Here is a 9,600-nt window from a genome sequence, read left to right as displayed (position 1 = left end):
GAGAACGGTGTCACAACCCTCATCGAAGCCATGATCAACCAGGAACTCGGCGAACCCTTCCGCCGCGACGCCATGAAAAAACCCGTCGCCGTCGCAGGAATCAGCCGCGATGACCTGATCCCGCAGACGGTCTGACCGGGACATGAGCCTTCCTCCCCGCGTCCTCGCGTCCGGCCAGAACATGGCCGGGCGCGCGAAATCCTATTTCCCCGGCGTCATGGTCGCCGTGCTGGTGGCGCTTGCCGCGCAATTCGTGGCCGAGCATCACGGCGCGCCCGCCATGCTCATGGCGCTTCTCTTCGGCATCGCGCTGAACTTCCTGGGCGAGCCGGGACCGACCGCCGCCGGCATCGGCTTCACCGCCCGCAGCGTGCTGCGCTTCGGCGTGGCGATCCTTGGCGCGCGGATCAGCGTCGAGATGCTGACCTCGCTCGGCTGGGGCATGATCGGCCTGCTGATCGCCGGGGTCGTCGCCACCATCCTTTTCGGCGTGGGCCTTGCGCGGCTGATCGGACAGGGGCCGCGCTTTGCCATCCTGACCGCCGGATCGGTGGCGATCTGCGGCGCCTCGGCCGCCATGGCCATCGCCGCCGTGCTGCCCAAGGACGACCGCTCGGAACGCAATCTTCTGTTCACCGTTCTGGGCGTCACCGTTCTGTCGACCGTGGCGATGATCCTCTATCCGATCCTGACCGATGCGCTTGGCTTCGATGACGTGACCGCAGGCGCCTTCATCGGCGCGACCGTGCATGACGTCGCACAAGTGGTCGGCGCGGGCTTTTCGATCTCCGACACCGCAGGCGAAACCTCCACCCTGGTCAAGCTGATCCGCGTGTCCTTTCTGGCGCCTGTCGTGATCATCATCACGATCTGGTGGCAGCGCGCCGAACCGCAGACCGAAGGCAAGCGCCCGCCCATCGTTCCGGCCTTCGTGCTGGGCTTTTTGTGCCTCGCCACGCTCAATTCCCTCGGCCTCATTCCCGCGCCCATCGGCGCGCTTCTGGCCCAGCTGTCCTCGTGGGCGCTGCTTGCTGCCATCGCGGCGGTCGGCATGAAGACCGACCTGCGCAACATCATCAAGGTGGGCGGTGGGGCCATCGCACTGATCGTGGCCGAAACCTTGTTTCTGGCAGGGCTCGTGCTGGCCGGGATCAGCTTTCTGGACCTGTCTCCCTGACCCCGGAAACTCCTACAACCACCTGACACAAAACAACAATTCCAACCTATCAGCGCATCATGCACCCCCCGTGGGACAGAGTGTCACACGGGGGGTGCGGGTGCGTTCGGCATCTGACTGCATACATCCCTGTCAACGCGCGACGATGAAAAAGGAGCGAAAAAGATGACCGATCGCAGCACAAGCATCGAGAACCTGCAAACCGCCCTCGCGATGGAGCTGACAGCGGTGAACCAGTATCTTCTGCACGCGCACACGCTGGAAGACTGGGGGCTGGACAAGCTGGCCCACCGGATGCGCGACGAAATGCAGGAAGAGCTGGGCCATGCCGGGCAATTCATCGAACGCATCATGTTCCTTGGAGGCACACCCGAACTGACCGCCACCAAGACCCCGAAGATGGCCACCAACCTCAAGGATCTGTTCGAGGCCGACAAGTCCGAAGAGAAGGGCGCGATCGACTTCTACAGCAAGGCGGCGCGTGACGCCTCGGACAGCAACGATATCGGCACCCGCACCCTGTTCGAAACCATCGTTCTGGATGAAGAGGGCCATTGGGACTGGCTGGACCGGCAGCTTGGAACGCTGGACCGCATGGGCGAGCCTGCCTTCATGTCGATCTACATGAGCGGCGACAGCGCCGACGCCTGAGGCACATCGCGGCGCGGCACAGCCCGCCGCGATCCCCCCGACTGACACCCATCAACGCAAGCGGTGCCGTGACATGGCACGCTGACCTTGGCGCTTGTTTCAGGTGCCAAAGGCCCATAGCCCCTGTCACGGCGCCGCAGAAAAAGGAGGATACGATGACACAGATCACCGGATATCGCAGCATTCTTTCCGCCGCCGCAATCGCACTGGCCAGCACCACCCCGGCCCTTGCGCAAAGCGATGATGGCCTGATGACCACCAAGGAACTCAAGGCCGAAATTTCCGAAGCGATGGATGCCGTCGCCGAATATTCCGAACAGGAACGCGATCAGGCGCTCACCACCGCCCGCGAGGCGATGACCCGCCTCGACGCCGAGATCGAACGCCGCGAACAGGCGCTGCGCAACGATTGGGCCGACATGACCGAGGCCGCCCGCGAAGAGGCCAGCGACCGCATGGCCGACCTGCGCGAAGCCCGCAACACCCTCAGCGAACGCTATGGCGCGCTCAAGGCCGGAACCGGCAGCGCATGGGACGAACTCAAGGCCGGATTCGCCGGGGCATGGGATGCCTTTGCAGGGGTCTGGACAGATGACGAGGGCAGCAACTCGGCCAATTGACCCCGCCTGCAGCGCACATCCCGGACCCACGCAAACCCAAGGACAACCACGATGCAATGGGATCAGATCGCCGCGAAATGGGACCAGATCAAGGGCAGCGCCCGAATCCGATGGCCTGATATCTCGGAAGAGGACGCCCTTGCCACCCAAGGCCAACGCGAAAAGCTGGTGGCCTTGGTAGAGCGTACCTATAACATGCCCAAGAAAGACGCCGAAACCGAGGTCGAGGACTGGCGCTGTCGCGTCTGATCCATCGCCACGGCACCGGTCACACGGCCCAACGGCCATGCGAAAGGAGATGTCCCATGATGGAGATTTCAGGGCTGGGCGGCCTTATCCTGCTCATTCTGGATATCTGGGCGATCGTGTCGATCATCGGCTCGCGTGCCACCACCGGGCGCAAGGTGATCTGGGTCGTTCTGGTCCTGCTGCTGCCCTTGCTGGGCTTCATCATGTGGCTGCTCGCCGGTCCCCGCGCGGCGCGTTCGCCCTGAAGCGTTTCGCGAAATGCGGTGCACGGTTCAATCGTTGCACGCGGTCCGCCTTTGGCTGATGCCTCGAGTTACAGGCGGAATGGTCTGGTGCGGCGCCGCGCGCCTCTTGCACCTGTCAGGCATGAAACGGCCTCCGGGCATGTCCATGCACCGGCGGCCGTCGCCTGTCTGGCGGGCGGGCCTGCGCTCGACAAGGCGCTGTCAAGCCGTCATGCCCCCGCCGCTGCAGCGCGGTCCCTTATTCGACCACGTTGCCGTATTTGTCATATACGGGTTCGGCAATCACAACCGGTTCCGCGGGTTCTTCCTGCTGCGCGCAGGCCGACAGACCGGCGATTGCAGCAAGGGCGGCAGCCAATACAAATTTGCTTTTCATTGAACAGTTCCTTTCAAGTTTCAACATCACGATAGTCCTGACGAATTTGTGACCCGTCAACAGCCCTGAACACTTTCTGGCCTCCATAGGGCAAAATTTGCCGGTTCCCGGCCCTGCCCCCTTGGCTGCATGGCCTTTCCCTGCCCTGATGCCACCGCCCGACACGCGGCCCAGCGCGCCCTGCCTGCCCCCAAGCAAAGGGCCACTTGCTTGACCTCAGTCGTGAACCAGATACGTAAGGCCCGAATGAACGGGCCAGAGCTACCTTCGCCCGTTCGGCCTTGCAGGCCTGTGATCGGTGCACCGCTGCACCCGGATTGAAAATCAAATACGGAGGTTTCGGGGTATGCTGCGGCTGCTATCGGCTTTCCTTGTTTCGCTCTTGATGACATCGACGCTCGCCATGGCACAGGCAGAGCCGTCCAATGCGGGCGATGCGCGCTCCAGCGTGGATCTGCTGATCGATGTGATCGAGGATGACGCCGCCCGTACCGAGCTGATCGACCGACTGCGCGCCTCCGGCGCCGTCGATCCCGCGACACTGACAGAGCAGGCCGCACCCGCCACAAGCGGCCCCTCGCCGGATCAGTCCTTTGGGCGCCGCATCGCGCTTGTCACGCAGGAAGCCGCAGAGAACATCGCCGATTGGGCCACGGGCTTCTGGGCGCAACTCTCCCGTTCGCCGCAAGTGTTCGACGGGCTGAGCGGCGGCGAGGCCGGTGTCCTGCTGGACGCGCTCAAGGATCTGGCGGTGGTCATCGCCGGCACCGTCTTCGTGTTCCTGCTGCTTCGCTGGTTCGGCAAATCGCTCTACGCCCGCATGAGTGCCTCGGCGCGTGATGGCGGGATCGCCCGCACGATCACGCTCTTCGGCGCCTCTGCCGGGATCGACGCTCTGATCGTGATCCTCGCATGGGCGGCGGGCTATGTTCTGGCGATCCTCGCCTTGGGCGATTTCGGTCAGATCGGCATCCGCCAGACCCTCTATCTCAACGCCTTCCTGCTGGTCGAAATGGCCAAGGTCGCGGTGCGTCTGGTGCTCTCGCCCTCTGCCCCCTCGCTTCGCGCCTTGCCCATCGGGGACCGGGCCGCCTCTTACCTGTCATCGCGCATCAACCTGATTGTCGGCGTCGTGGGCTATGGGCAGCTTCTGGTGGTTCCGATCATCAACAGCAATGTCTCCTATGCGGCCGGTCGCGCCGTGTCGGCGCTCATCGCCTTTGTCGTGCTGGCCTTTGCGATCTGGCTCGTGCTGCGCAACCGCCGCGCCGTGACCAACTGGATGCTGGATGCCGACCAAACCCCCGCCACCAGCACCGCCGAGACGCCCCGTCAGGCGCGGCGCGGCGCTCTGGTCTATCTTGCACAGCACTGGCACTGGCCCGCTCTGGCCTATTTGCTGGCGATGTTCGTGATCGTCCTCATCCGGCCCGGAAACGCCATGTTCCAGACCTTCCTCGCCTCCGGTCAGGTTCTGCTGGTCGGGCTTCTGGGCTTTGTCGCCTCGGGCTTTCTCAGCCGCCTGATGGTGCGTGGGGTGATGCTGCCGCCCGGTCTTTCGGGCCGTGTGCCGCTGCTGCAAACCCGGCTCAACACCTTCTTGCCCAAGGCGCTGTTCGTCCTTCGCGCGCTGATCTTCGCGATCGTGGTGCTGATGGCGCTCAACGCCATCGGCCTCATAGACCTGCGCGCCTGGATGGTCAGCCAACTGGGCCTGCGCCTGACGGGCATGGTCCTGTCGGTCTCGCTGGTGCTGCTCGTGTCGTTCGGCCTTTGGCTGGCGCTGACCTCCTGGGTGGATTACCGGCTCAATCCCGAATTCGGCTCGGTGCCCACCTCGCGCGAACGCACCTTGCTCACGCTTTTGCGCAATGCCGCGACCATCGCGCTCGTGATCATCACCCTGATGTTCGTCCTGGCCGAGATCGGGCTCGACATCGCCCCCTTGCTGGCCTCTGCCGGGGTTCTGGGCCTCGCCATCGGTTTCGGCGCCCAGAAGATGGTGCAGGACATCATCACCGGCATCTTCATTCAGTTCGAGAACGCGATGAACGTGGGCGATGTGGTCACCGTCGGCGGCACCACCGGCACGGTGGAACGGCTCACCATCCGCTCGGTCAGCCTGCGTGATGTGCAGGGCGTCTATCACATCATCCCGTTTTCCTCGGTCGACATGGTGTCGAACTACGTCAAGGATTACGGCTATTTCGTCTGCGACATGGGCGTGGCCTACCGCGAGAATGTCGACGAGGTGAAACAGGCCATGCTCGACGCCTTCGACGAATTGCGCGCCGATCCCGAACAGGCCAGCGGCATCCTTGATGATATCGAGTGGTTCGGCGTCAACAGCTTCGGCGACAGCGCGGTGATGCTGCGCGCCCGGATCAAATGCGTACCGGGTCGGCAATGGGGCATCGGCCGCGCCTATAACGGCGTGCTCAAGCAGGTGTTCGACGCCCGCAACATCGAGATCCCATTCCCGCATCAGACGATCCTCTTTGCCGAAACCAAGGACGGCAAGACCCAGAACCTCACGGTCGAGACCCTCAAGGACGCCTGAGACCCACGGGGCAAACGGCATTGGGCCGGGGCCGCCCCCCGGCCCGTTGCGTGCCTGCCTCAGCATGGCTCACGATCCCGATTGCATTTGTCCCGGTTTCGGTTTCTCTAACCGTGGTGATGGTTTTGTAAGCGGGACTTGGCATGGTGGGCTGGCTGGAACGACACGCTCAGGCGATCCAGGCTGCAGGGGCTTTGGTGATGTCGGCAGCGGCACTGGCGGCAGCCATCTTCGTACCCTGGCAGATCGCTGCCAATGACCGCACCAGCCGCGAACAGGCCGCGCGCGAGATTTACCGCGAGTTTCTCAATATCTCGATCCAGCGGCCCGAGCTTGCGGCGCAAGATGTCTGCACCCTGACCGATCCCGCCAAACGCGCGGCCTATGAAAACTATGTGGATTACCTGCTCTATACCGCCGAACAGGTGATGGAGCTGAATCCCTCGGATTGGGAGACCGACATCACCGCGCGCCTGCGCCTGCACACCCGCTACCTGTGCACATTCGCCCCCGCCGACCTCGAGGCGATGACCCCAGCCGTGGCCTCGCTGGTCCAAGGGCTGACCCTTGCCTGCGACAGCTCCATGACATGCCCGCGCGCCCAGCCATGACCCAAGCACCCAACAGACGCCAGATGATTGCAGGCTTGGGCGCCACGGCACTCTCCGGCCTGACAGGCAGGCAGGCCCTCTCACAAACCGCGCGCCGCATTCTCGTGATCGGCGCGGGCCTGTCAGGGCTGTCGGCAGCCCGCGCCCTCCACGACGCAGGCCAGTCCGTGACGCTGCTCGAAGCCCGCTCCCGCATCGGCGGGCGCATCCATACCTCCCGCCTCTGGCCCGATCTTCCGATGGATCTGGGCGCCAGCTGGATTCACGGCCAACGCGGCAACCCCCTGACCCAACTGGCCCGTGACGCGGGCGCGCGCCTTGTCGCCACCAGTTACGACGCCAGCCTCCTGCTCGGCCCCGATGGCGCGCCCATCGACCCCGATCTGCGGCCCGCCGAAACCCTTCTGCGCCGCGCCCTCGCCGCCGCCGAAAATCAGCCGCGCGATCTCTCGGTGGCTCAGGCGCTCGAAGCCTCCCCCGACTGGCAGCGCGCCGATGCCAGCCTGCGGCGGCTGGTCACCTATCTGGTCAACAGCACGCTGGAACAGGAATACGGCAGCCCCGCGCAGCAGCTTTCGGCCTGGTATGGTCAGGAGGCCGAGGAATTCGGCGGCGCGGACATGCTCTTTCCCGACGGGTTCGACCAGATCACCGCCCATCTGGCGCGGGGCCTCGATATCCGCCTCTCCACCGAGGTGACCCGCATGGCGCCCGGCGCAATAGAGCTGTCCGACGGCAGCAGGATCACCGCCGATCATGTGATCTGCACCCTGCCGCTCGGCGTGCTGCAATCGGGCCGCCTGCGCTTTGCAACCCCTCTCGCCTCCAGCCGGCAAAAAGCGATCGACGCCCTGCGCATGGGGCTTTTGAACAAATGCTGGTTGCGTTTCGACCGCATCCACTGGCCCGAGGATGTGGACTGGATCGGCTGGCTTGGTCCGCGCGCGGGCCATTGGGGCGAATGGGTCTCTCTGGCGCGTGCGCTTCGTGCGCCCGTTCTTCTGGGCTTCAACGCAGCCGACCCCGCCCAAACGGTGGAACGCCTGAGCGACCGTGACACCATCGCCGCCGCACACGAGGCGCTGCGCGCAATGTTCGGCAGCCGCTTTCCCGCACCTCAAGCCGCGCAGATCACCCGCTGGGGTCAGGATCGCCATGCGCTCGGCAGCTACAGCTTCAATGCCGTGGGCACCGGCCCTGCGACCCGCCGTGCCCTTGCCGGCGCCGATTGGGACGGGCAGCTCTGGTTCGCGGGCGAGGCGTGCTCGGAAACCTATTTCGGCACGGCCCATGGCGCGATCCTCTCCGGTCAGACCACCGCCCGCAGCCTTCTGTCCCGGCCCTGACCCCGGCCCGCACTTGCCCCGCTCCTCTCTCCGATTCTGCACACCTAAGAATTTCCGGCATATCTCCGTTGAACATGCAGGCAGATCTGTCCCAAAACCAGTGACGGGCGATAGGCAAAATGGGTAAGATCACGGCCATATCGGCCCAAAGGGTGTCTGCGTCATGTTCGAAGTCATTACCATCAGTTTTGCATTCGTTTTCGGTCTCGCCGTGCGCCAGATCGGCTTGCCGCCGCTTGTCGGGTTTCTGGCGGCAGGTTTCGCCATCAACCTGTGCTCGCCGCTTCTGGGCGTGCCGACCTATACCGGCAAGACGCTCGAGCATGTCGCCCATCTCGGCGTGCTGATGCTGCTCTTCACCGTCGGCCTGAAGCTCAAGATCGGCCAGATCGCCCAGCCACAGGTCGTGGGCGGCGCGCTGGTCCATTTCGCCCTGTCTGTCCTGCTGTTCATGCCGGGGCTGAAATTTCTCATGGGGCTGGACTGGAACACAGCCCTTCTCATGGCCATCGCCCTGTCGTTTTCCTCCACCGTGCTGGCTGCGAAACTCCTTGAAACCAAGCGGGAACTGGGCGCGTTTCATGGCCGGACGGCCATCGGCATCCTGATCGTTCAGGACATCATCGCGCTTGCGGTGCTGGCGATCTGGTCCGGGCAGACCCCCAATATCTGGGCGCTCATGCTGTTCGGCCTGCCGCTGTTGCGCCCCGTGTTGCACCGGCTTCTGGACATCGCCGGGCATGACGAATTGCTGGTGCTGATGGGGATGCTGCTATCGCTGGTGATCGGCGGCATGGGCTTTCAGGCGATGGGCCTCTCGTCGGAAATCGGCGCTCTGGTGATGGGCGTGCTCTTGTCCACCCATCCCCGCGCCAAGGAACTGGGCGCCTCGCTCTGGTCGCTCAAGGAGATCTTTCTCGTCGGCTTCTTCCTGCAGATCGGCCTGACCGGCCTGCCCGACTGGGGCGCGATGGTGTTCGCCATTGCCGCCGGCATCGCGCTGGCGCTCAAGGGCGCGCTGTTCTTCGCCCTGCTGGTGGCCTTCAAGCTGCGGGCCCGCAGCGCCTTTCTCAGCGCCCTCAGCCTCACCGCCTATTCCGAATTCGGCCTGATCGTCGCGGCCGGCGTGCTGCCCGAATACCTCGTGCCCCTGGCCATCGCCGTGTCGATCTCCTTCGTGATCTCGGCCCCCCTCAACCGCTATGCCCATCCGCTCTATGAACGCTACGAAACCCAGCTGCGCCGCTATGAGCGGGACACCATCCACCCCGACGAGCAGCCCAAGAACATGGGCGACGCGGATGTTCTGATCTTCGGAATGGGCCGCACCGGCAGCGCCGCCTACCGTGAGATGACGGAACAGGGTTTCAAGCCGCTCGGGCTGGATGCCGACACCTACAAGGCGCAGGCCCATCGCGACGCCGGGCGCAACGTGATGTTCGCCGATGCCGAAGACAGCAATTTCTGGCGCAGCTGCTCTCTGGGTCAGATCAAGGCCGCGATCCTTGCCATGGACGATCTCGAGGCGAAACTGATCGCCGCCCGATCACTGCGCCAACGCGGCTTCACCGGCCCGATCGTGGCACATGCCCTGCACGAGGCCCATCAGGAGCGGATCCGCGCAGCCGGGGCCGATTACACCTATCTCACGATGAACCAGGCCGGGATCAACCTGGCCGAACAAACCGCCGAAGCGATGGCCAGCAAGGGATGACGCAGCCGCATCCTGCGACATGCCCGCCCCGATCACCCCGGCCCCGGTGAC

The 9,600-nt window shown here is 64.4% G+C and carries 10 protein-coding genes; 9 read left to right on the top strand and 1 reads right to left on the bottom strand.

The window, feature by feature from the left end; genetic code table 11:
• Positions 1–142 precede the first annotated feature (142 nt).
• The 5 genes from F3H35_RS17775 (at position 143) to F3H35_RS17755 (ending at position 2,942) form a co-directional block, all read left to right on the top strand.
• Positions 143–1,177, top strand: coding sequence for a YeiH family protein (locus tag F3H35_RS17775; protein ID WP_149780877.1), 1,035 nt, complete (start codon positions 143–145; stop codon positions 1,175–1,177).
• 165 nt (positions 1,178–1,342) lie between these two features.
• Entirely contained in the window at positions 1,343–1,828 is a 486-nt protein-coding gene (locus tag F3H35_RS17770) for a bacterioferritin (RefSeq protein ID WP_149780876.1), read from the top strand.
• A 155-nt stretch (positions 1,829–1,983) separates the two neighbouring features.
• Positions 1,984–2,448, top strand: coding sequence for a hypothetical protein (locus tag F3H35_RS17765; RefSeq protein ID WP_149780875.1), 465 nt, complete (start codon positions 1,984–1,986; stop codon positions 2,446–2,448).
• 51 nt (positions 2,449–2,499) lie between these two features.
• Positions 2,500–2,697, top strand: coding sequence for a CsbD family protein (locus F3H35_RS17760; RefSeq protein WP_007811231.1), 198 nt, complete (start codon positions 2,500–2,502; stop codon positions 2,695–2,697).
• Between the two features lie 56 nt (positions 2,698–2,753).
• The gene (locus F3H35_RS17755; RefSeq protein ID WP_149780874.1) at positions 2,754–2,942 is read left to right on the top strand and encodes a PLDc N-terminal domain-containing protein; all 189 of its coding nucleotides are present in this window, start codon (positions 2,754–2,756) and stop codon (positions 2,940–2,942) included.
• Between the two features lie 238 nt (positions 2,943–3,180).
• On the opposite strand, the gene F3H35_RS18970 is transcribed toward F3H35_RS17755, so the two are convergent.
• Positions 3,181–3,345 carry a hypothetical protein gene (locus F3H35_RS18970; protein ID WP_188130029.1) on the bottom strand — a complete coding sequence of 55 codons (165 nt, stop codon included), beginning with the start codon at positions 3,343–3,345 and terminating at the stop codon, positions 3,181–3,183.
• Between the two features lie 319 nt (positions 3,346–3,664).
• Here F3H35_RS18970 and F3H35_RS17750 point away from each other — a divergent pair, with 319 nt between their 5' ends.
• The 4 genes from F3H35_RS17750 (at position 3,665) to F3H35_RS17735 (ending at position 9,549) form a co-directional block, all read left to right on the top strand.
• Positions 3,665–5,878: a mechanosensitive ion channel domain-containing protein gene (locus F3H35_RS17750; RefSeq protein ID WP_149780873.1), complete on the top strand. Its 2,214-nt coding sequence runs from the start codon at positions 3,665–3,667 to the stop codon at positions 5,876–5,878.
• A gap of 143 nt (positions 5,879–6,021) precedes the next feature.
• Positions 6,022–6,489 (top strand): hypothetical protein, encoded by a 468-nt coding sequence (locus F3H35_RS17745; protein WP_149780872.1) that lies wholly within the window; start codon positions 6,022–6,024, stop codon positions 6,487–6,489.
• Positions 6,486–7,835 (top strand): flavin monoamine oxidase family protein, encoded by a 1,350-nt coding sequence (locus tag F3H35_RS17740; protein ID WP_223228472.1) that lies wholly within the window; start codon positions 6,486–6,488, stop codon positions 7,833–7,835. Before F3H35_RS17745 ends, F3H35_RS17740 begins: the two co-directional genes overlap by 4 nt.
• 163 nt (positions 7,836–7,998) lie before the next feature.
• Positions 7,999–9,549, top strand: coding sequence for a cation:proton antiporter family protein (locus F3H35_RS17735; RefSeq protein ID WP_149780871.1), 1,551 nt, complete (start codon positions 7,999–8,001; stop codon positions 9,547–9,549).
• The last annotated feature ends 51 nt before the right edge of the window (positions 9,550–9,600 follow it).

It is taken from the genome of Roseovarius litoreus, from assembly GCF_900142765.1.
Classification (GTDB): domain Bacteria; phylum Pseudomonadota; class Alphaproteobacteria; order Rhodobacterales; family Rhodobacteraceae; genus Roseovarius; species Roseovarius litoreus.
Note: the sequence above shows the minus strand (reverse complement) of the source record. Positions and strands in the feature narration are given on the sequence as shown.